General features: G+C 71.2%; 18 protein-coding genes. 9 read left to right on the top strand and 9 right to left on the bottom strand.

Annotation, left to right across the window (positions count from 1 at the left end; genetic code table 11):
- The first annotated feature begins 33 nt into the window (after positions 1-33).
- From JK364_RS05300 to rox, 5 genes are all read left to right on the top strand, one after another.
- Positions 34-1,398 (top strand): GH1 family beta-glucosidase, encoded by a 1,365-nt coding sequence (locus JK364_RS05300; protein WP_201847939.1) that lies wholly within the window; start codon positions 34-36, stop codon positions 1,396-1,398.
- Positions 1,399-2,205: 807 nt separating this feature from the next.
- Positions 2,206-4,098 carry a discoidin domain-containing protein gene (locus JK364_RS05295; protein WP_201847937.1) on the top strand — a complete coding sequence of 631 codons (1,893 nt, stop codon included), beginning with the start codon at positions 2,206-2,208 and terminating at the stop codon, positions 4,096-4,098.
- A gap of 90 nt (positions 4,099-4,188) precedes the next feature.
- On the top strand, positions 4,189-4,539 hold the full coding sequence (locus tag JK364_RS05290) for an L-rhamnose mutarotase (RefSeq protein WP_201847935.1): 351 nt from the start codon (positions 4,189-4,191) through the stop codon (positions 4,537-4,539).
- A 222-nt stretch (positions 4,540-4,761) separates the two neighbouring features.
- On the top strand, positions 4,762-6,411 hold the full coding sequence (locus JK364_RS05285) for a S1 family peptidase (protein WP_307841160.1): 1,650 nt from the start codon (positions 4,762-4,764) through the stop codon (positions 6,409-6,411).
- Between the two features lie 306 nt (positions 6,412-6,717).
- Positions 6,718-8,220, top strand: coding sequence for a rifampin monooxygenase (rox, locus tag JK364_RS05280; RefSeq protein WP_201847931.1), 1,503 nt, complete (start codon positions 6,718-6,720; stop codon positions 8,218-8,220).
- Here rox and JK364_RS05275 read toward each other — a convergent pair.
- Positions 8,217-8,981 (bottom strand): uracil-DNA glycosylase, encoded by a 765-nt coding sequence (locus JK364_RS05275; protein ID WP_201847929.1) that lies wholly within the window; start codon positions 8,979-8,981, stop codon positions 8,217-8,219. The genes rox and JK364_RS05275 overlap by 4 nt on opposite strands.
- Positions 8,978-10,723: a DNA polymerase/3'-5' exonuclease PolX gene (gene polX / locus JK364_RS05270; protein WP_201847927.1), complete on the bottom strand. Its 1,746-nt coding sequence runs from the start codon at positions 10,721-10,723 to the stop codon at positions 8,978-8,980. Before polX ends, JK364_RS05275 begins: the two co-directional genes overlap by 4 nt.
- Positions 10,724-10,854: 131 nt before the next feature.
- Between polX and JK364_RS05265 the strand changes: the two genes are divergently transcribed.
- From JK364_RS05265 to JK364_RS05255, 3 genes are all read left to right on the top strand, one after another.
- Complete coding sequence (locus JK364_RS05265) at positions 10,855-12,009, top strand: baeRF2 domain-containing protein (protein ID WP_201847924.1); 1,155 nt, start codon at positions 10,855-10,857, stop codon at positions 12,007-12,009.
- Between the two features lie 186 nt (positions 12,010-12,195).
- Positions 12,196-14,961 carry a glycoside hydrolase family 2 protein gene (locus tag JK364_RS05260; protein WP_201847922.1) on the top strand — a complete coding sequence of 922 codons (2,766 nt, stop codon included), beginning with the start codon at positions 12,196-12,198 and terminating at the stop codon, positions 14,959-14,961.
- A 147-nt stretch (positions 14,962-15,108) separates the two neighbouring features.
- Positions 15,109-15,267: a hypothetical protein gene (locus JK364_RS05255; RefSeq protein ID WP_164502469.1), complete on the top strand. Its 159-nt coding sequence runs from the start codon at positions 15,109-15,111 to the stop codon at positions 15,265-15,267.
- A 97-nt stretch (positions 15,268-15,364) separates the two neighbouring features.
- On the opposite strand, the gene JK364_RS05250 is transcribed toward JK364_RS05255, so the two are convergent.
- On the bottom strand, positions 15,365-16,081 hold the full coding sequence (locus tag JK364_RS05250) for an HdeD family acid-resistance protein (protein WP_201847921.1): 717 nt from the start codon (positions 16,079-16,081) through the stop codon (positions 15,365-15,367).
- Positions 16,082-16,229: 148 nt separating this feature from the next.
- Between JK364_RS05250 and JK364_RS05245 the strand changes: the two genes are divergently transcribed.
- Positions 16,230-16,607 (top strand): DUF2267 domain-containing protein, encoded by a 378-nt coding sequence (locus tag JK364_RS05245; RefSeq protein ID WP_201847918.1) that lies wholly within the window; start codon positions 16,230-16,232, stop codon positions 16,605-16,607.
- Positions 16,608-16,627: 20 nt separating this feature from the next.
- Here the strand turns inward: JK364_RS05245 and JK364_RS05240 are convergent, their stop codons facing one another.
- The 6 genes from JK364_RS05240 to JK364_RS05215 all read right to left on the bottom strand — a co-directional run bounded on the left by JK364_RS05240 (position 16,628) and on the right by JK364_RS05215 (position 21,713).
- Entirely contained in the window at positions 16,628-17,059 is a 432-nt protein-coding gene (locus tag JK364_RS05240; protein WP_201847917.1) for a TIGR03668 family PPOX class F420-dependent oxidoreductase, read from the bottom strand.
- Between the two features lie 16 nt (positions 17,060-17,075).
- Positions 17,076-17,903 (bottom strand): LLM class F420-dependent oxidoreductase, encoded by an 828-nt coding sequence (locus tag JK364_RS05235; RefSeq protein WP_201847915.1) that lies wholly within the window; start codon positions 17,901-17,903, stop codon positions 17,076-17,078.
- Positions 17,904-18,027: 124 nt separating this feature from the next.
- Positions 18,028-18,669 (bottom strand): cysteine peptidase family C39 domain-containing protein, encoded by a 642-nt coding sequence (locus JK364_RS05230; protein ID WP_201847913.1) that lies wholly within the window; start codon positions 18,667-18,669, stop codon positions 18,028-18,030.
- Between the two features lie 46 nt (positions 18,670-18,715).
- The gene (locus JK364_RS05225) at positions 18,716-19,555 is read right to left on the bottom strand and encodes an SDR family oxidoreductase (RefSeq protein WP_201847911.1); all 840 of its coding nucleotides are present in this window, start codon (positions 19,553-19,555) and stop codon (positions 18,716-18,718) included.
- A gap of 139 nt (positions 19,556-19,694) precedes the next feature.
- Positions 19,695-20,492: a SigB/SigF/SigG family RNA polymerase sigma factor gene (locus JK364_RS05220; protein WP_201848922.1), complete on the bottom strand. Its 798-nt coding sequence runs from the start codon at positions 20,490-20,492 to the stop codon at positions 19,695-19,697.
- A gap of 300 nt (positions 20,493-20,792) precedes the next feature.
- Positions 20,793-21,713, bottom strand: a complete 921-nt coding sequence (locus JK364_RS05215) for an AEC family transporter (RefSeq protein ID WP_201847909.1) — start codon at positions 21,711-21,713, stop codon at positions 20,793-20,795.
- Between the last annotated feature and the right edge of the window lie 126 nt (positions 21,714-21,839).

Below are 21,839 nucleotides of genomic sequence, written 5' to 3'. Positions count from 1 at the left end.
ACCGCTGACCTTCCCACCTCTGAAAGGACGTACGTGTCCGAACTCCTGGACCTCACAGCCCTCCCGCACGACTTCCTGTGGGGCACGGCAACCTCCGCCTACCAGGTCGAGGGAGCCGTCGCCGAGGACGGACGGTCGCCCTCGATCTGGGACACCTTCTCGCACACCCCCGGCAAGGTGGCGGGCGACGACCATGGTGATGTGGCCTGCGACCACTACCACCGCTGGCGCCAGGACATCGGGCTGATGAAGCGGCTGGGCACCAACGCCTACCGGCTGTCCATCGCCTGGCCACGGGTGGTGCCGGGCGGGGACGGGCCGGTCAACGCCAAGGGCCTGGCCTTCTACGACGAGCTGATCGACGGGTTGCTGGACGCGGGCATCACCCCGTCCGTCACCCTGTACCACTGGGATCTGCCCCAGGTGCTCCAGGACCGGGGCGGCTGGCCCGAGCGCGACACCGCCGAGCACTTCGCCGCGTACGCCTCGGTGGTGGCCGACCGCCTCGGCGACCGGGTGCACCACTGGACCACCCTCAACGAGCCGCTGTGCTCGGCCTGGATCGGCCACCTCGAGGGCGTGATGGCGCCCGGACTCACCGATCTGACCGCGGCGGTCCGCGCCTCGTACCACCTGCTGCTCGGCCACGGCCTCGCCACCCAGGCGATCCGGGCCGCCGCGCCACGCGCCGAGGTCGGCATCGTCAACAACCTCAACACCGTGGAGGCGGCCACCGACCGGCCGGAGGACCGGGCCGCCGCGCGGCGCATGGACGGCCACACCAACCGCTGGTGGCTGGACCCGGTGCACGGCCGTGGCTTCCCCGCCGACATGCGCGAGGTGTACGGGGTCGAACTGCCGGAGCGCCCCGGCGACCTGGAGACCATCGCCGCACCCCTGGACTGGCTGGGCCTGAACTACTACTTCCCGGCCACCGTCACCGACGACCCCAACGGCCCGGCCCCGTACGCCCGCGCCGTCCGCCGCCCGGACGTCCCCCGTACGGGCATGGACTGGGAGATCGACGCCGGTGGTATCGAAACCCTCCTGCTGCGCCTGACCGGCGAATACGGCGCTCGTAAGCTGTACGTCACCGAGAACGGCTCCGCCTACCCCGATGCCGTACGCCCGGACGGGACCGTGGACGACCCCGAGCGTCAGGACTACCTCGTCCAGCACCTGGCGGCCTGCGCCTCGGCGGTCCGCAAGGGCGCCCCGCTGGCCGGGTACTTCGCCTGGTCGCTGCTGGACAACTTCGAGTGGGCGTACGGCTACGACAAGCGCTTCGGCCTTGTCCACGTCGACTACCGCACGCAGGTCCGCACCATCAAGGGGACCGGCCACCGCTACGCGGAGATCATCCGCGAGCACCGGGGGCGGGCCCGCCGCGCCGCCTAGGGGGTGGCCGACGGTTCTTGGCGCCTGCGGCGGGCTTGTTCCCCTCCCCGCCCCTTCCCTCAACTGGGGCTCCGCCCCAGACCCCGGGGCCCAGGGCCGATGCCCCTGGTGACGAGCGCGGTCGAGCAAACCGCTCGCCTCCCGCCCCTTCCCGCACCATCGATATACGGCTCCGCCGCGCGGCAGGACTCCGCCCCAGGCCTCGATCCGGGGCTCCGCCCGAGACCTGGGACCGGGCCTCCGCCCGAGACCTGGGACCGGGGCTCTGGCCGAGACCTGGGACCTGGGCTCCGCTCCAGATCTCGGTCCGGGGTTCTGCCCTAGGCCTTGGTCCGGGGTTCTGCTCCAGGCCTCGGGCTGGGGTTCTGCTCGAGATCTCGGTCCGGGGTTCTGCTCTAGGCCTTGGTCCGGGGTTCTGCCCCAGGTCTCGGTCCGGGGCTCCGCCCCAGGCTCCGGTCCGAGGCCTCGCTCCAGGCCCTGGGCTGGGGCTCATCCCAGGCCCCGGGTCGGGGTTCTGCTCCAGGCCTTGGTCCGGGGCTCCGTCCCAGGCTCGGTCCGGGGCTCCGTCCCAGGCCCCGGGCCGGGGCTCCGCCTCAGGTCTCGGGGTCCAGGGGCGGAGCCCCTGGTATCGGGAAGGGGCGGGGAGGGGAAAGATCCGCCGGCCCCACCCGACGCACACCGCACAGACCGCACCACGGCACCACCGCACGCAGGCACGACGGAAAGCACATCGGCACTTCGGAACCACGGAACCACGGCACTTCGGCACCACACGTGCACCCCCACGACCTCATCGAGGAGAGCCGCATGCCATCCCGTACCCCCCGCATTCTGCTGAGCGCCCTCGCCACCCTGGCCACGGTGGCGGTGCTGGCCACGGGCCCGGCCCTCGCCACACCCACCTCGCACGCCACCACGACCGCCGCCCAGGCGACGTGGGACACCGACCGGGCGGCGGCCGCGTACGCCGCCAACCAGGGCGCCGTCACCGCGTCCGGCAGCGAGAACGACGGCACCGCGCCGGGCCTGGCCTTCGACGGCAACGGGTCGACCCGCTGGTCCAGCCCGTTCACCGACAACGCGTGGATACGCGTCGACCTCGGCGCCACCATCCGGGTAGACAGGGTCGTCCTGGACTGGGAGGCCGCCTACGGCAAGAAGTACGTCCTGGAGGTGTCGAAGAACGGCACCGACTGGACCCCCTTCTACACCGAGGACGCCGGTACCGGAGGTTCCATCACTGCCCACACCCATCCGCAGGACGTCGTAGGCCGCTACGTACGGATGCGTGGCATCGAGCGCGGCACGCCGCACGGCTATTCGCTGTACTCGTTCAAGGTGTACGGCGGAGAGCCCGCCCCGGCGTCCACGACCCGCACCAATCTCGCCCTGAACCACCCCGCCTACTCCAACTACTACCAGCACGCGGGCAACTCGCCCGCCTTCGTCACCGACGGCGGCTGGCCCGCCAACCTCAAGGATGACCAGACCCGCTGGTCCAGCGACTGGAACGCCAACCGCTGGGTCTCGGTGGACCTCGGCGCGACCTCCACGATCGACACCGTCGACCTCTACTGGGAGGCGGCCTACGCCGTCGACTACCAGGTGCAGGTGTCCGACGACAACCGCACGTGGCGCACGGTCTACCAGCCCTCCGCCGCCGAGGTGGCCGCCCGCCGCGCGGATGTGAAGTCCCCCGCGGACGCGGTGGGCCGCCATGACACCGTGAAGCTGTCGCAGCCCGCCACGGGCCGGTATGTGCGGATGCTGGGGAAGGAGCGGCGCTCCTTCTACAACCCGGCCCCGGCCACCGCCCAATTCGGCTACTCCCTCTACGAGTTCCAGGTCTGGGGCACCGGCGGAAGCGCCTCCGCCGCGTACCCGGCCCTCCCCGGTGAACAGTCCGGGGCGTACCGGACGACGTTCTTCGACGACTTCACCGGCGCGTCCCTCGACCGCTCGAAGTGGCGTGTGGTGCGGACCGGCCAGGAGATGGGGTCGGTCAACGGCGAGTCGCAGGCGTATGTCGACTCCTCCGACAACATCCGCACGGAGAACGGCAATCTCGTCCTGAAGGCGAAGTACTGCAAGGGCTGTACCCAGGCGGGCGGCGGCACCTATGACTTCACCTCCGGACGCATCGACACCCACACCAAGCTGGACTTCACCTACGGGCGGGTCAGCGCCCGGATGAAGCTGCCGGTCGGCGACGGCTACTGGCCCGCGTTCTGGCTGCTGGGCAGCGATGTGGACGATCCGTCGGTGTCCTGGCCCTCCTCCGGCGAGACCGACATCATGGAGAACATCGGCTACGCCGACTGGACCAGCACCGCCCTGCACGGCCCCGGCTATTCGGCGGACGGCAACATCGGCGCCCGCCAGACCTACCCGGGCGGCGGCCGCGCCGACCAGTGGCACACCTATGAGGTGGAGTGGACACCCACCGGGATGCGCTTCCTCGTCGACGACCGGGTGGTCCAGGAGACGAGCCGCAACAAGCTCGAGTCCACCCGTGGCCAGTGGGTCTTCGGCCACAACCAGTACGTGATCCTCAACCTCGCCCTGGGCGGGGCGTACCCGGCCGGGTGGAACAAGGTCACCACCCCCTACTGGGGCCTGCCGCAGTCCAGCGTCGACCGGATCGCGGCCGGGGGAGTGCAGGCGGACGTGGACTGGGTGCGCGTCGAACAGAAGGGGTGAGCGCTGCATCATGGATCGTTGCCGGGCGGCCGCTGTGGCCGCCCGGCAACGGAAACAACAGAAACAGCGGAAGAAGAAGGAGGAGCGCCGATGCGGGTGGCGTTGCACTCGGTCCTCAAGGAGGGCCAGGAGTCCGGTTATGAGCAGGTGCACGCCACGGTCCCGGAGGACCTGCTGGCGGCACTGCGCCGGGCCGGGATCACCAACTGGCGGATCTGGCGCAGCGGACGCCATCTCTTCCACCTCGTCGACTGCGAGGACTTCGCGGCCGCGATGGCGGCGCTGGACGAGGACCCGGCCAACCAGCGCTGGCAGGAGTTCATCGGCGCGTACGTCGACCACTTCGAGGACACCGGCGGTTCCCCCGCCGAGGCGGAGCGGATGGCGCTCGGCGAGGTGTGGGAGCTGCGCGCCCAGGCCGAGGCCGCCGGGCGCGGATAGCCGGGCGGGCAGCCGGAGCGATCGGCCGAACCGGCGGAGCTTACCGATCCGGATCGTTCGGCGCAGCTTTTCATCAGACCTTGAGTACGGGTGAGGACGGGGCGAACGCGTCCACGTACGACGTGGTGGCCCCGCGCGGGGGCGTGGCGGAACGCGGCAAGCGCTCCGCACACGCCTGCCGCGCATCCCCGACTGGAGGTCAGTGAGTTGAGCCACCGACGTGTGAACAAGCGGACCCTCGCCATTTCCGGAGCCGCCATCACCGCGCTCGGGGCAGCCGCCATTCTGCTGCCCAACGCGAACGCGAACCCGGACGAGACGTCGGGAGCCAAGACCTTCTCGTCCCCGGCCGCGGTGAAGCTCGCGAGGAGTCTCGCCTCGGACCTCGGTGACAACGGCGCGGGCTGGTACTACGACAACGGCAACCGCCAGCTGGTCATGAATGTGGTGGACGAGGACTCCGCCGAGTCCGTCCGGGCCAAGGGCGCCGTGGCGAAGGTCGTCCAGAACAGCATGGCCGATCTGAAGGCCGCCACCCAGACGCTGAGCAGCGACGCGTCGGTGCCCGGTACCGCCTGGTCGATCGACCCGGTCACCAACAAGGTCCAGGTGACCGCCGACCGGACGGTGACCGGTACGAAGTGGGACACGCTGACCAAGGCCACGGGCCAGATGGCGGGCACGGTCAGCGTCAAGCGCAGCAAGGGCGAGTTCAAGAAGTTCGACGGCGAGGAGGCGGCCCAGCCCGGCGACAACGGCGGCGCGGGCGCCGGTGACGCGGCGGGTGACGCGGGCGACGCGGGCGCCGGGGACGCCGCCGGTGCGGCGGGCGGTGCGGGCGACGCGGGAGCCGCCGGCGGCGCGGATGACGCCGGTGCGGGTGGCGCCGGAGAGGCGGCGGGCGGTGCGGGTGATGCCGCTGGTGGCGCCGGTGACGCCGGTGACGCCGCAGGTGGTGCGGGTGACGCCGCTGGTGGTGCGGGTGATGACGCCGGGGGCGGCGGGGACGCCGCGGCCGGTGGACTCGACGGCGGCGATGCCATCTTCGGCGGTGGCGCCCGCTGTTCGCTGGGCTTCAACGTGAGCGTCGACGGCGCGCCGGGCTTCCTGACCGCGGGCCACTGCGGCAACGAATCCCAGACCTGGACCTCGGACGAGGCCGGCGCCCAGCAGGTGGGCACGGTGCAGGACTCCAAGTTCCCCGAGAACGACTTCGCGCTGGTGATGTACGACGACGCCACCACCCAGCCGTCCAGCACGGTCGACCTCCAGAACGGCAACACCCAGGAGATCGGGCGCGCCGTCGAGGCGAGCGTGGGTCTGAAGGTGCAGCGCTCCGGCTCCACGACCGGGGTCACCGACGGCACGGTCACCGGCCTCAACGCCACGGTGAACTACGGCAACGGCGACATCGTCAACGGCCTCATCCAGACCGATGTGTGCGCCGAGCCCGGTGACAGCGGTGGCGCGATGTTCGCCGAGGACGCGGCGGTCGGACTGACGTCCGGCGGCAGCGGCGACTGCACCCAGGGCGGTGAGACGTTCTTCCAGCCGGTGACCGCCGCGCTGGAGGCCACCGGCGCGGTCATCGGCGCGGACGGCGGTGGCGCCGGTGGCGGTGACGCGGCGGGTGGTGCCGGTGACGCGGCGGGTGGTGCCGGTGACGCGGCGGGCGGTGCTGGCGATGCGGCCGGTGGTGCCGGTGACGCGGCCGGTGGTGCTGGCGATGCGGCCGGTGGTGCTGGTGAGGCCGCAGGCGCGGGCAACGCCGGAGCCGGTGACGCGGGTGCCGGTGACGCGGGTGCCGGTGACGCGGGTGCCGCCGCCGGAGCCGGTGACACCGGCAGCGTCGCGGGCCAGGGTCTCAACTGATCCGGCCCACCCCATGAACGAGGTCCCGGGCGCCCTCCTGCCCCAGTGCCCGGGGCCTCCCCTTTCCCTACGGCCTGCCCCCGGTCTCCTGTCACTGTTCGGAGTCGTGATCACGTGGCGGGAAAAGGATTGGACGGGATGATGTCGGGCTTGTAGTTTGCAGTGGACCGTGACACCGCCCGAGGAGGTGAGACCCATGAACGCTGTATCGATGTGGGTGCTCCCCCTTCCCGTCACGGCCGGGCGATTGACGTAGGTGTCGCCGGGAGCGCCTCGCCAACAAGGCACTCCCGAAAGGCAACACCTATGCACTCTCCGCAATTCACCACCGATCCGTTGTTCGACGTGATCATTGCCGGGTGCGGGCCGACTGGCGCGATGCTGGCCGCCGAACTGCGGCTGCACGATGTGCGGGTACTCGTTCTGGAGAAGGAAACCGAGCCCGTGTCGTTCGTCCGCGTAGTCGGTCTCCATATTCGCAGTCTCGAGCTGCTGGCGATGCGCGGACTGCTGGAACGCATTCGCCGGCATGGAAGGCAGCGTCCGGCCGGCGGTTTCTTCGCCGCCATCCCCAAACCCGCGCCCAAGGGCCTGGATTCCGCGCACGACTATCTGCTGGGCATCCCGCAGCCGGTCATTGAACATCTCCTCGAGGAACAAGCGACCCAGCTGGGTGCGCAGGTCCGACGCGGTTGCGCGGTCGCCGGGTTCGAGCAGGACGACGAGGGCGTGACCGTCGAGCTGACCGACGGCGAACGGCTGCGTTCGCGCTACCTCGTCGGCTGTGACGGCGGGCGCAGCACGGTGCGTAAACAGCTCGGTGTCGGCTTCCCCGGCGAGCCCTCACGGAACGAGACGCTGATGGGCGAGATGAAAGTGGGCGTGTCACAGGAGGAGATCGCCGCCAAGGTGACCGGAATCCGCGAGACCCATCAGCGATTCTGGCTCCGGCCCTTCGGCGAAGGGGTCTACAGCGTCGTAGTGCCCGCCGCGGGAGTCAGCGACCGCGCGGAACCGCCCACCCTCGAGGAGTTCAGACAACAGCTGCGCACCATCGCCGGAACCGATTTCGGCGTGCACTCCCCGCGCTGGTTGTCCCGCTTCGGCGATGCCACCCGGCTGGCCGAACGTTATCGGGTCGGGCGGGTGCTGCTGGCCGGCGATGCGGCACACATCCATCCGCCCACCGGCGGACAGGGCCTCAACCTGGGCGTTCAGGACGCGTTCAACCTCGGCTGGAAACTGGCCGCACAGATCCGCGGCTGGGCGCCGGAAACACTGCTGGACACCTACCAGGCCGAACGCCATCCGGTCGCCGAGGACGTGCTGGACAACACCCGCGCCCAGATGGAACTGCACTCCACCGAACCGGGCCCGCGGGCCGTGCGCAGGCTGCTCACCGAGCTGATGGACTTCGACGAGGTGAACCGCTATCTGATCGAGAAGATCACCGCGATCGGCATCCGCTACGACTTCGGCGAAGGCCCCGACCTGCTCGGCCGCCGCCTGCGCGACATCGACGTCAAACACGGCCGCCTCTACGATCTGCTGCACCGCGGCCGCGGCCTGCTGCTGGACCGCACCGAACGGCTGACCGTCGGCGGCTGGTCGGACCGGGTCGATTACCTCGCGGATCCCACCGCGGCACTGGATGTTCCGTGTGTCCTGCTACGCCCCGACGGCCACGTGGCCTGGATCGGCGACGATCAGCAGGACCTGGACGACCACCTCTCCCGCTGGTTCGGCAAGCCCGCCGACTCGCCCACGAGGCCCACGAGGCCCACGAGGCCTACGACCCTCCGGCCCTAGCCGGAGACCGGAAGCCCCGCCGCCTCCGCCGCCGCGCCGAGCACCTCGCGCAGCATGGCCGGGGTGAGCCGCCCGGTGAAGGTGTTCTGCTGGCTCACGTGGTAGCAGCCGAAGAGCGTGAGCGGCGGCCCGTCGTCGGCCGCCCGCAGCGTGGCCCGCGCGCCGTGGCCGAACACCGGCCGGGGCCGGGGCACGGCCCATCCGGCCGCCTCCAGGGCGGGCAGCACGGCCTGCCAGCCGAAGGCGCCGAGCACCACCGCGGTCCGCAGCGTCGGCCGCAGCAGCCGCAGCTCCCGGGCCAGCCAGGAGCGGCAGGTGTCCCGCTCCTCGGGGGTGGGGCGGTTGGCGGGCGGGGCGCAGTGCACCGGCGAGGTGATCCTGACCCCGTGCAGCTCCAGACCGTCGCCGCGGTGGGTGGCGGTCGGCCGGCTGGCCAGCCCCAGGTCGTACAGCGCGGCGTACAGGAAGTCGCCGGCGCGGTCGCCGGTGAACATCCGGCCCGTGCGGTTTCCACCGTGGGCGGCCGGTGCGAGTCCCACGATCGCCATCCCGGCGTCCGGCGGCCCGAACCCGGGCACCGGCCGCCCCCAGTACTCCCAGTCGGCGTAGGCCCGGCGCTTGGTGCGGGCGGCCTCCTCCCGCCACTGGACCAGCCGGGGGCAGGCACGGCAGTCGATGACCCGGGCGTCCAGCTCGGCGAGGGTTTCGGCGCCGGGGGCCTGACGGGCGGGGTAGGAGCGGTCGGGTTCTGAGGTGGTCATGTTGGGGGCTGGTGCCCCGTGTCCTTGCGCAGAAAACGCCGCAGCCGGGTGAGCGACCAGGTGTTGATGACATCGTCCGGGGTCAGCCAGCCCCGCTGGGCCATGCCCACCCCGTACCGCATGTTGTCCAGATCCCGGGTCGAGTGGGCGTCGCTGTCCAGGGCGAACACCACCCCGTGCGACTTGGCCCGCAGGATGTTGTCGTCCGACAGGTCGAGCCGGTCCGGATGCGCGTTGATCTCCAGCGCGGTGCCGGTGCGGGCGCAGGCGGCGAATACCTCGTCCAAGTCGGCGTCGATACCGGGACGTTTGCCGATCAGCCGGGTGGTCGGATGGCCGATGACGTGCACGTACGGGTTCTCGCAGGCCCTCACCAGCCGCCGGGTCATGGCCTTGCGGTCCAGGCCGAACTGGGTGTGCACCGAGGCCACGCACAGATCGAAGTCCTCGAGGAACCCGGGCGGCCAGTCCACGTCCCCGTCGACGTCGATGTTCAGCTCCACACCGTGCAGCAGCCGGGTGTCCCCGCGGCCGCGCCCCCGGTCGAGTGCGCGCACCCGCTCCCGCTGGGCCAGCATCTTCTCCTCGGTCATCTGCTGCATGTACAGCTTGGGCGCGTGATCGGTGATGGCGTAGTACGCGTAGCCGCGCCGCTCCGCCTTGGCGATCATGTCCTCCAGCGATTCCAGCCCGTCGGTGAGGTTGGTGTGGGTGTGCAGATCGCCCCGGAGGTCGGACTCCTCGACCAGCCGGGGGAGTTGTCCTTCGAGGGCCGCCTTGACCTCGCCCCGGTCCTCGCGCAGCGTCGGCGGGATCCAGTCCATGCCGAGCCGGGCGTAGACGTCCTCCTCGCTCCGTGAGGCGATCGTCTTGCCGCTCTTGGTCTCGAAGAGGCCGTATTCGGAGAGTTTGAGGCCATGGCGCACCGCGATCGCGCGGATGCGGATGTTGTGCGCCTTGGAGCCGGTGAAGTACAGCAGTCCCGCACCCCAGGAGTCCAGTGGCAGGACCCGCAGATCCACCTGGAGTCCCTTCGTGGTGCGGATCGAGGTCTTCTTCCGGCCGTGGGCGATCACCTCGGAGGTGAGCGGCAGCCGGGTGAACGCCTCCATGAACGGGCCGGATTCCTCCGCCGCCACCAGGATGTCCACATCGCCCACGGTCTCCCTCATCCGGCGCAGCGACCCGGCGTACGCACACCGCCGGCAGCCGACCACCTTGGACAGAGCGGAGACGATGTCATCGGCCACGTCCATGGCCTCGTCGAGCGGGATGCGGCTGCCCGCGGCTCGCATCAGCCCGATGCCGTGCAGGATGTTCTCCTCGGACTTCGGACCGAAGCCCTTGAGGTCGCGCAGCTGGTGGTCCTCGATGGCCTGGGCCAGCTGGTCGATCGAGGAGATCTCCAGCTCCTCGTAGAGGATCATGGCCTTCTTCGGCCCGAGCGCCGGGATGGCGGTCAGCTCCCGCACCCCGGCCGGGATCGCGGCGCGCGCCTCCTCGACGGCGGGCATGGTCCCGGTGTGCAGGTACTCGACCACCTTGTCGGCGATCGACCGGCCCACATTGGGGATGTCCCGCAGCGCCTTCGCGTCGAACTGCGAGATGTCGGCCGCATGGCCGCCGATCGCCCGCGCGGCCTTCTCGTACGCACGCGCCCGGTACGCGTCCCCGCCCGTGATCAGGAGCAGATCGGCGTATTCGCGCAGGAGGGCTTCGACCTCCTCGTTGGAGCGAGCCATGTCTGCGATTTTAGTCGGCTCTGGCGATCCCGGTGAGGTGGAGGGATCCTGGTGTCAGGAGCGAAACGGCGATCCGCGCGAGACGGGTCGACCGGTTTCTGCCGTGTGTTTCCCCGGGTTTGGGGGAGGTCATGGACGTTGGATTCCTGAAGCCGTTGTTCGACCGCCCCGGTCCATGGGCGGGCGTGTACATGGACACTTCCCGCAGTACGGAGGACGCGCCCCGGCGGCGCCGACTGCGGGAGCGGTTCGTGGCGGATCAGCTGGCCGGCCAGGGCGCCGACCGCGCCACCTGTGACGCGGTGATCGAGCGGCTGGCCGGTGAGCAAGGGGCCAGGGCGTCCGCGGGGCGGGCGCTGTTCGCGGCGGGCGGCGAGGTGGTGCTCGACCTGCCGCTGGCCACGTCCCCGATCGACGTGATGACGTCCTGGTCGATGCTGCCGCGAGTGGCGCCGCTGGCCGCGTTCCGCGGTGAGTGGCCGGCCTGTCTGGTGGCCTTCGTCGACCAGGCGGGGGCCGATCTGGAGCTGCGGGACGACACCGGTGCCCGCCCGGCGGGGCGCGCCGGGGGCCGCAGAGCGCATGGCCGGGGCCATCGGTCGGTGCCCGCCGACCGCTTCGAGTGGCACTACCGCAACCGGGTCGGGAACACCTGGGAGCAGACCGCCGACCGGGTGGCCGACGAGCTGATACGGCAGTGGACGGACAGCGACGCCGATCTGCTGATCCTGGCCGGTGATCCGCGCGAGCGACGGGCCGTACGCGACCGGCTGCCCGAGCCGCTGCGGGCCAAGACGGAGGAGACCCGCCACGGCAGCAGGGCCGCCGGCTGCTCCGAGCAGCTGAACGTGGAGATCGACCACGCCCGGGCGGAGTACGCCCGCGCCCATCTGGAGACGGTTCTCGATCTCTTCCGCGCCGGGCGGGGCCGCCCCGGCGGACCGGCCCTGGGCGGACACGACGGCACCGGGCCGTCGAGCAGTGGGGCGGCGGAGGGCGTACCGGCGGTGGTGGAGGCCATGCGCCGCCACCAGGCGGCCACGCTGCTGCTGGGGCACACGGGCGGCGATATGCGCCATGAGGTGTGGATCGGGCCGGACGCCGATCAGGTGGCCGTGCAGCGCTCCCAGGCACGCGCCATGGGCGTCAGAACACCCGAGCCCGCCCGCGCGGACGATGCGTTGATGCGGTCCGCGACCATGGCCGACACCGAGGTGCTGGTGGTGCCCGAGGGAATCCAGGGACCGGCCGGGGGCCTGGGCGCGGTGCTGCGCTGGCACGCCTGAACGAGGCGCGGGGCCGGGCACGGAGCGTCAGCGCTCCGCGCCCGGCCCTCCCGTATGCGCACGGTGCACCCGGAAGGGCCATTTCCGGGCGGGGCTGGTTGACATGGCTCGCTCAGCTCTCTACCGTCCGTTGGTTGTTAGGAAACCTACTTAACCAATGCCCTGCCTGCCCCCAGGGAGACATCCGTGGTCCTCCGTCCGGCACCACTCCGGCGGCGGGCGCGAGCCCGCGTCCGACGCGCCCTGACCGCCTCGCTCGCCGTCGGCGGCCTGCTCCTCACCGTCTCCCTCACCACGGGCGCCGCGCCCCCGCGCGGCGGACCGGCGGCGGGCGGCCCGACCCCGGTGACCCGGGTGGGCGCGGCCCCCGGCACCGCGACCCCGCTCGCGGGCTTCGCCACGCAGTCCTCGGCCAAGGTGTCCGACACCCCCGCGGCCATCTCCACCCCCGGCTACCCCGCGTCCGGCTGGCACCCGGCGGGGCCCCGGTCGACGGTGCTCGCCGGGCTGCTCGCGGCCGACACGTACCCGGATCCGTTCTACTCGACCAACCTCAAGAAGATCCCCGCGGCCGACTTCACCGTCCCCTGGTGGTACCGCGGCGACTTCACCGTGGCCGACACCTCCCGCCGCACCTATCTGGACGTCAGCGGTGTGGTGTCCGCCGCCGATGTGTACGTCAACGGCGTCCAGGTGGCCACCAAGGACCGGATCGCCGGTGCGTACACCCAGCATGAGCTGGACGTCACCGACCTGGTCGGGGCGGGGACCAATACGGTGGCGTTCCGTGTCCAGCCCAACGATCCGCGCAAGAACCTCACGATGGGCTGGATCGACTGGCTGCAGCCCCCGCCCGACGAGAACATGGGCATCGTCCGCGATGTGCTGGTGCGCCGCGGCGGCCCGGTGGCCCTGCGCGACGCGCATGTGACGACCCGGCTGGACACCGAATCGCTCGCCTCCGCCGAACTCACCGTCAAGGCGCGGGTCCGCAACGACTCCGCCTCACCGGTCACCGCCACGGTCTCCGGCACGGCCGGCCCCGCGGCCGTCAGCCGCACGGTTTCGCTCGCCCCGCACGAGACCAAGGCCGTCACCTTCGCCCCCGCCGACTTCCCCCAGCTGCGCCTGGACCGGCCCAAGGTGTGGTGGCCCGCCGGGATGGGCGACCAGCCGCTGTACGACCTCGACCTCACCGCCACCGTCTCGGGCTCTCCCTCCGACACCGCCCACCACAGCTTCGGCATCCGCGACGTCAAGGCGCCACTGAACGCCGACGGTGCCCGCCAGTACCGGATCAACGGGCGCCCGCTGCTGATCAAGGCGGGCGGCTGGTCCCCCGATGTGTTTCTGCGCTGGGACGCCCGCTCGGTGGAGGACCGGCTGAAGTACACCCTCGACCTGGGGCTGAACACCGTCCGCCTCGAAGGCCATATCGAGCCGGACGAGTTCTTCGACCTCGCCGACCGCTACGGCGTCCTGACCCTCCCCGGCTGGGAGTGCTGCGACAAGTGGGAGGGCCAGGTCAACGGCGATGAGACGGGAGAGAAGTGGACCCCCGCCGACTACCCGGTCGCCAAGGACTCGATGGCCGCCGAGGCCGCGCGGCTGCGCGACCACCCCAGCGTCATCTCCTTCCTCATCGGCAGCGACTTCGCCCCCGACGCCACCATCGAGAAGAACTACCTCGACGCCCTCGAGGCCGCCGACTGGCCGAACCCCGTGATCGCCGCCGCCTCCGCCAAGTCCTCCCCGAAGCTGGGGAAGTCCGGCATGAAGATGACCGGCCCCTACGACTGGGTGCCGCCGGACTACTGGTACGCCAAGCGGGAGGGCGGTGCCACCGGCTTCAACTCCGAGACCAGCGCCGGACCCGACATCCCCACCCTGGACACGCTCCGCCGCATGATGTCCCCGGGCGAACTGGAGACCCTGTGGCGGGATCCGTCGGCCAAGCAGTACCACCGGTCCCCGTCCGCCACCTTCGGCGACCTCAAGCTGTTCGACAACGCGCTGATCGGCCGCTACGGAAAGCCGACCGGGCTGACGGACTACGTACGCAAGGCGGGGCTGGCGCGGTACGAGGCGGTGCGCGCCCAGTTCGAGGCGTACGCGCGCAACTTCTCCGACACCTCCCGGCCCGCCACCGGTGTCGTCCACTGGATGCTCAACAGCGGCTGGACCTCGCTCCACTGGCAGCTCTTCGACCGGTATCTGGACCAGGGCGGGGCCTACTACGGGGCCAAGAAGGCCAATGAGCCGCTGCACATCCAGTACTCCTACGACTCCCGCTCGGTGGTCGTGGTCAACAGTGAGCACACCGCCGCCACCGGTCTCACCGCCCGGGTCAGCCTCTACACCCCCGACGGCACCCGGAAGTTCGACAGAAGCGCCACCGGCCTCCGGGTGCCGGGCGACGGTGGCAAGGCCACCGCGCTCACCGTCCCGGCCGATGTGAGCGGGCTGTCCGGCGCCTATCTGGTCAAGCTCCAGCTCACCGATGGCGCGGGCAAGGAGGTCAGCCGCAATGTGTACTGGCTCTCCACCGAGATGGACGTGCTCGACTGGGACAACACCGACTGGTACTACACCCCCACCACCTCGTACGCGGATCTGACCGGCCTCGACGACATGGCCGAGGCGCCGGTGTCCGCCACCGCCACCACGACCGGCGGGCCGGACTCCACCGCCACCACGACCGTCACCCTGCGCAACACCGGGAGCGGGAGCACACCGGCACTGCTCGTGGACGCCCATCTGGTGAACGGCGCGGGCAAGCCGGCCCTGCCCGTTCGCTGGTCGGACAACGAGGTGAGCCTGTGGCCGGGTGAGTCGGTGACGCTCACCGCCACCTATCGCACCGCGGACCTGGGCGGTTCTGCTCCCTCGGTGCGGATCTCGGGCTGGAACACCGCCACCCGCACCGTCCCCGCGGCCACCAAGGCCCGCTGACCGCCCATGTCCTGAAATCGTGTCGAAAGGAATTTTCTCGGCGAGTCCGATGCATGGAGCAAGTTCACACTTTTGTATGCTTTCTCCAGCGCGTCGTTCCCTCGTGTCGGACAGTCACTGTCCGTACGCTCACGAAAGGGGCTCCATATGCACACCATGGAGGTTCGCCCGCCGGTACCCAGCCGTTCCAGCAGCAGATGGCGTCGATACGGCCGACTCGCCGCCGCCAACTTCGTCCGGGGTGCCTCGTACGCGTGCGGCACCGCGGCCATCGGTCTGATGGCGTGGTGGGTGCAGACCCGCTGACACACCCCACGCCGCCACCCCGTCCCGAGCCGGAGCCCCTGACCTGATCGTCCGCGGTCCGCCGCGGCGGCCACCCACGGCCGTCGCGGCGGCCGGACTACGCCTGGGGATGCGGTTGCGAGCGGAAGCGGGGGAAGTGTGTCCGCCGGTGCTCGGCGCGCGGGGCGCCGGGTCCGCCGAGACTGGCGCGCAGCTGGATGCCGTGCATGATCTCGATGATGCCCAGCGCGAGCAGCCAGATTCCGGCCACCACGGTGAGCGCCGTGAGCGAGCCGAAGGGCGCCACGATCAGGATGATCCCGCCCAGGATGGTGAGCAGACCGAGGAACACCTGCCAGCCCCGGGCGGGCATGCCCTCACCGGAGATCGCCATGGCGGTCTGCATCACGCCCCGGATCAGCCAGGCGAAGCCGATCCACAGCGCGAGCAGCAGGATCGACTGGGCCGGACCCCGGAAGCAGAGCAGTCCCAGCAGCACACTCAGCGCGCCGGTGACGAAACTCAGCACCCGCAGCTGCCTCGGAATATGCGAACCGAAGGCCCCGGCCAGCTGGAAGATCCCGCTGATCAGCAGATACGCGCCGAACAGGACGCCGATCACCACCAGGGAGGGACCCGGCCAGGCCAGCACCATGATACCGAGCGCGATCGCCACCAGACCCGCGGTCACCAGGACCTGCCAGGTGGTGTTGGACAGCATGTTCTGCATCGTGGCGTAGGGATTGCCCGCATCGGAGGGCCGCTCTCCCGGCCGGCCGTGGGGTTCCTCGCTCGGCCGCCCGGCGTCATGCGGACTGTCGGAGGGGTAAGTCATGGTCGTCCACCTCCTCGGGGGGACACGATGGCCGTAGCCCACAGATCCATCGTCCCTCCGTGCCGGTTCCAGCGCCTCGCGGGCGGTGGACCCGCATGGCAAGGTGGTGGTGAGGCCGTGTCCTGGTGCGCGTCATAGGGAGGCCCGCATGGACGACCGGGAGTTCTTCCAGACGGTGGCGGACCGCACCCAGCTGTCACGGCAGGAGGCGGCCGATGTCACCCGCGCCACGCTCGAGACCCTGGCGGCCCGCCTGAGCGCGGGCGAGGCCCGCGACCTCGCCCAGGAGCTGCCCGGACACCTCCGGGAGTCCCTTCGGCGCGGGCCGGAGGAGATGGAGATCTTCGACCCCGAGGAGTCGGTCCGCAGGGTGCACCTGCGCACCGGGCTGTCCGAGCCGGAGGCCGACCGGGGTGTCCGGGCGGTCCTCGCCACGCTCCGGGAGGCCGTCTCCGCCGAGGAGTACGGCCATGCCATGTCCCAGCTGGGCAGCGAGTTCGCGAGGATGGCGGAGTCCGTGCGCTGACCGGCCCACGGGCGGTGGGCTCAGCAGGCCCGCCAGCCGCTCCACCGGTCGATGGTGATCTCGACGACCGGCCCGCGCGGCGGCCGGTCCCGGTACTGGGCCGGGTAGGTGTCCACGAGCAGCCGGACGTAGTCCGAGGACACCGGCGACTCGCCGGCCGGTGGCAGGACGCGGGCCGTGCCATCGGCGCGCGCCCACCACAGGTGGTCCCAGTTCTCGTCGTAGTCGTCCACCAGGAGGCATACGGCGGGGTGGGCGCGGATGTTGTCCAGGCGCTTGAGCCGTGTCGTCCGCTTCGGTTTGTGATCGACGGCCGTCACCACCGTGTCGCCGGTCAGCGCGAAGACCACCGGCACCAGATGCGGGCGGTCCTCGGCGCCGACGGTGGCCAGCCGGGCCAGCCTGGCCCCTGCGAAGCGCTCCCGCGCCCGCTCGCTCGTCAGCTGTGGCATCGCGACCCCCGGCACCTCACTGGAACCGGGCGGCGATCCGGGCCATCGAGTCCAGCCGTGCGATCGTCTGCGCCTCCGGCATCGTCGGCAGATAGAACAGCGCCCGCTCCACACCGATGCGCTGATACCCCTCGGCCACCTCGGCGTCCTCGGGCATCACGTACAGCGTCACCGGCACCTCGCGGCCGGCCACCTCGCGCAGCCGCTCGATCTGCGGGCGCAGCTCCTCGGGGGATCCGCTGTTGGCCAGCCAGGCGTCGCCGACGGCGGCGATCCGCCGGAACGCGGCATCGCCGCCACCGCCCACATAGATCGGGGGATGCGGCCGCTGGACCGGCTTGGGCCACTGGAAGACGGGGTCGAAGTTCACGAACTCCCCGTGGAACTCGGCCTTCTCCTTCGTCCACAGTTCACGGATGGCCCGCAGCCGCTCGTCCATCAGCCGGCCCCGGGTGGACGGATCGGTCCCGTGGTTCTCCATCTCCTCACGGTTCCAGCCCGCGCCGACCCCGAAGACGGCCCGTCCGTCCGAGATCAGGTCGAGGGAGGCCACTTCGTTGGCGGTGGTGATCGGATCCCGCTGCACCACCAGGGCGATACCGGTCCCCAGCAGCAGACGCCGGGTGACCGTGGCGACCGCGGCCAGCGTCACGAACGGGTCGAGGGTGCGGTAGTAGACCTCCGGCAGGTCCCCGCCACCCGGATAGGGAGTACGGCGCTCCACCGGGATATGGCTGTGCTCCGCGATGAAGAGCGCGTCGAAACCGCGCTCCTCCAGGGCCCGCCCCAAGGGAGCGGGCCGGATGCCCTGGTCGGTGACGAACGTGGATACGCCGAACTTCACTGCGGCTCCCTGGGACGGTGCGTGGATGACATACGGGAACCACATGGGTACCCGGCCGCGCGGAAACCGCAACGGCGCGCACGAGTGACACGGCCGGGTGGCGGCGGACCGGGCGGCGCCGGCCCTACGACCGGGGCTCGCCCGAGCCGAGCAGGACACCGCGCCCCGCGTAGAACCGCCCGAGGTCACCCCAGGGGACCTCGGCGAAGCGCTGGGTCCCGGCCGGGAAGCCCGATGGGTTGTGCACGAGGAGATGGTCCGGGGTGGCGCCGACGGCCAGCACCAGATGGCCGCCCCGGTGCGGCGGCCGCGGGTCCAGGGTGCGCAGGGAGGGGTGGACGGACAGCATCGCCAGCCGCCCGGCCGCCAGATGCCCCGGCAGCTCCTCGGCCGGAAGCTGGGGCCGGGACTCGGCGAACAGCTCCCAGCGCCGCCGGGCGTAGGCGGCGAACGGGGCGTAGATCAGCCCGTCCACCCGGTCCGGGTGGCGCACATACGCACCCGCCTCGACACACTCCTCGGCGAGTGTCACCGCGGGCGGCGCGGTGCCGCGCCAGTGGTCCAGCGCCATACGCAGACACGCCATCCCGCACAGCCGCCACGACCAGAACGCGTACTCCTCCGGGTTCGCCGCCCCGGACTTCTGCCACAGCGGATCGTCGGCCGCCGACAGGGTGCCCGCGATGATGTCGGGCACCAGGCCGGGCGACTCCCACTGGGCGTAGTAGGGCACGGGGTGGATGAGGGAAACCGGGGTCTCGGGCATGTGCGCCAGTCTTCCCGAACTCCGCCCGCCGCGCCCCGGCCTCCGCTCAGCCGCCCGTGGCGAAGCCCGGGAAGAGGGTCATGCCACCGTCGACGTAGAGGGTGCTGCCCACCACGTAGTCGCACAGGTCGGAGGCCAGGACGACGGCGGCGTTGGCGATGTCCAGGGGGTCGCCGACGCGGCCGTACGGGATGAGCCGCAGGAGGGAGTCGCGCGCCTCGGGGGTCTGCCAGGCGCCGCGGTTGATCGGGGTCTTGATGGCGCCCGGCGCGATCGCGTTCACCCGGATCTTGTGGGGTGCGAACTCCTGGGCCAGGGTCTGCGTCAGCATCGCCACGCCGCCCTTGGACGACGCGTAGTTCACATGGCCGGCCCAGGGGATGGTCTGGTGCACCGAGCTCATGCAGATGACCTTCCCGGCCGCCCGCGACACCTCCGGGACCACACCGCGCCGCAGGAACTCCTTGATGGCCTCCCGGGCGCACAGGAACTGGCCGGTGAGGTTGACGGAGATGACCTTCTCCCACTGCTCGAGCGTCATCTCGGTCGTGGGCGCGTCCCGCTGGAGCCCCGCGTTGGCGACGAGGATGTCGACGGTGCCCAGGCGGTCGACCACGGTGGACACCAGGCCGACGACCTGGTCCTCCTGGGACACATCGGCCTGATGGGCGTAGGCCCGCACACCGTGGCTCTGGATCTCGGCGACGACGGCCTCGGCGGCCGGCCGGTCGCTGGCGTAGTTGACCACCACATCGGCGCCGGACCGGCCGAGCGCGATCGCGGTGGCCTTTCCGATCCCCGAGTTCGCCCCGGTCACCAGCGCCTTCTGCCCCTTGAGGAGTTCCGGGACGGGTACCGGAGGAGGACGATCGGGATTGCTGTTCACTGGCTCGGTCTCCTTCGTCGGTCAGTCACCCGCCGCCCCGACCCTCGCAGCCCGCCGGGGGAGCCGTAGCCCCCCACGGCGCCACGGTCACCCGCTAAGGCGATGCACATCGTTCCAGCGGCGCAATGTGGCGACCGGCTCAGTTCGCCTCCGCTAGCGCCTGGGCGCGCAGGGTGGAGCAGGTGCGGTTGATGAGCCGTGAGACGTGCATCTGCGAGATGCCCAGGTGCTCGGCGATCCGGCTCTGCGTCATATCGCAGAAGAAACGCATGTAAAGGATCTGCCGCTCCCGGTCCGGGAGCCGGCTGAGACCGGGGCGCACGGCCTCGCGGTCCACCACCCGATCGTACGCGGGCTCCTGGGCGCCGAGCGTGTCCGCCAGCGAGTAGCCGTCGTCGGCGCCGGTCAGCTGGGCGTCCAGGGAGAGCGGGGTGAAGCTGCCCATGGCCTCCATGCCGGCGCGCACCTCCTTCTCGGTCAGCCCGGTGCGCTCGGCGATCTCCTGGGCCCGCGGCGGCCGGTCGTCCGCCCCGTGGGACAGCTCGTGGTGGGCGGCCCGCACCCGGTTGCGCAGGTCCTGGACCCGGCGGGGGACGTGCAGCACCCACAGGTGGTCCCGGAAGTGGCGCTTGATCTCGCCGACGATCGTGGGCACCGCGAACCCGGCGAAGGCGGTGCCGTGTTCCGGGTCGTACCGCTTGACGGCCTTCACCAGGCCGAGCGCGGCCACCTGCTGGAGGTCCTCCAGGGATTCGCCGCGGTTGCGGTACTGCCGGGCCAGCCGTTCGGCCATCGGCATCCACATCTCCACGACCCGACGGCGCAGTGCCTCCTTCTCCGGCCCGTCGGGGAGCCGGGCCATTTCCGCGAACTCGGCGCCGGTGTCCGGCGCGTCGTCATGCGGGTGCTTCGTGGGGCCGGTCTGGGGCGGTGTCATGTGCTGCGTCTGCTGCGTCTGCTGCGTCGCGGTCGTCACGGAACACACCTCCTGCGGTGGGCTGACGGGTCACCTGGGACCGGGAGTGCATCGCGGGAGGTTCACGGGGACGTGCGGGGACCGGCGCGCCGCCGCGGTATGGAGCGTCGCAGACTGCTCCCGCGGTGCGTGCCTACGGTCCGAAGCACGAATATCCGCCTGCCCTGGGCCTCCAGGGGCAAACAAAGTTCTTCCGGACCGGTTGACGACGTGGCACACCGGTGCGAACGCCCGGTCCGGGTGTCCGTCGTGGGGCCGGGCTCAGCCCAGCAGCGCGGCCACCGTCATCAGCACCGGCGGCGCGAGCAGGGTGGACAGCAGGATCGACTCACGGGCCAGGACGGTGGCGGTCTGATACCGGGTGGCGTAGGTGAACAGGTTCTGAGCCGCCGGTAGCGCGGAGGTGACGACGGCGGCGAACAGCGCCGGGCCGCTCAGCCGGAACACACCCGCCGCGATGGCCCACGCCACCACCGGCTGGGCGAAGGACTTCAGCGCCACCGACAGCAGCACGGGCCCGCGCTCCTCGCCGCGCCCGGGGAGCTGACTGCCCGGCAGCGAGATCCCGAAGGCCAGCAGTACGGCGGGCACGGCCATGCCGCCCAGCAGCGAGAGGGGTTCCACGACGGGCCCGGGGACCCGCCAGCCCGTGGCGGACACCAGGACACCGGACAGCGAGCCGATCACGATGGGGTTCCGGAACGGGCTGGTCAGCCTGCGGATCAGCGAGGGGCGCGTATCGGGGCGGGAGAGGTCGATGACGGTCAGGGCGATCGGGGTCATGACGAGCTGCTGGAAGAGCAGCACCGGGGCGATCAGGCTCGCGTCGCCCAGGACGTACATCGCGATGGGGATGCCGAGGTTGCCCGCGTTCACATAGCTCGCGCACAGCGCGCCGATCGTCGTCCGGCCGACGCTCCACCCCCGTACGGCGCCGACGGCCACGAACGTGCCCGCGACCACGAAGGTGGACAGGGCCGTCACCAGCAGCGGTGTGGAGACGACGACGGAGAGGTCGGCCTTGGAGAGCGTGGTGAACAGCAGCGCGGGGGAGGCCACATCGAAGGAGAGCTTGGTGAGCACATCGCGGCCGTGGGCGCCCAAGGAGCGGCGGCGCCCGATGACATAGCCGGTGACGATGATGGTCGCGATGACACCGAAGCCGGTGATCACACCGCCCACTGGGCCTCCACCCCACCGCGGCCGGAGCCGCCGGCGCGGAGTGCCGCGGGGTCTCGTCCGCTCGTCGTGGTGGTCGAGGGCCAGGGCGCGGCGGTCATCAAGGGCGTCTTCCGGGTGCGTAGGGTC

The sequence above is a fragment of the Streptomyces endocoffeicus genome (genome assembly GCF_016741935.1).
Taxonomy (GTDB): Bacteria; Actinomycetota; Actinomycetes; order Streptomycetales; family Streptomycetaceae; genus Streptomyces; species Streptomyces endocoffeicus.
Note: the sequence above shows the minus strand (reverse complement) of the source record. Positions and strands in the feature narration are given on the sequence as shown.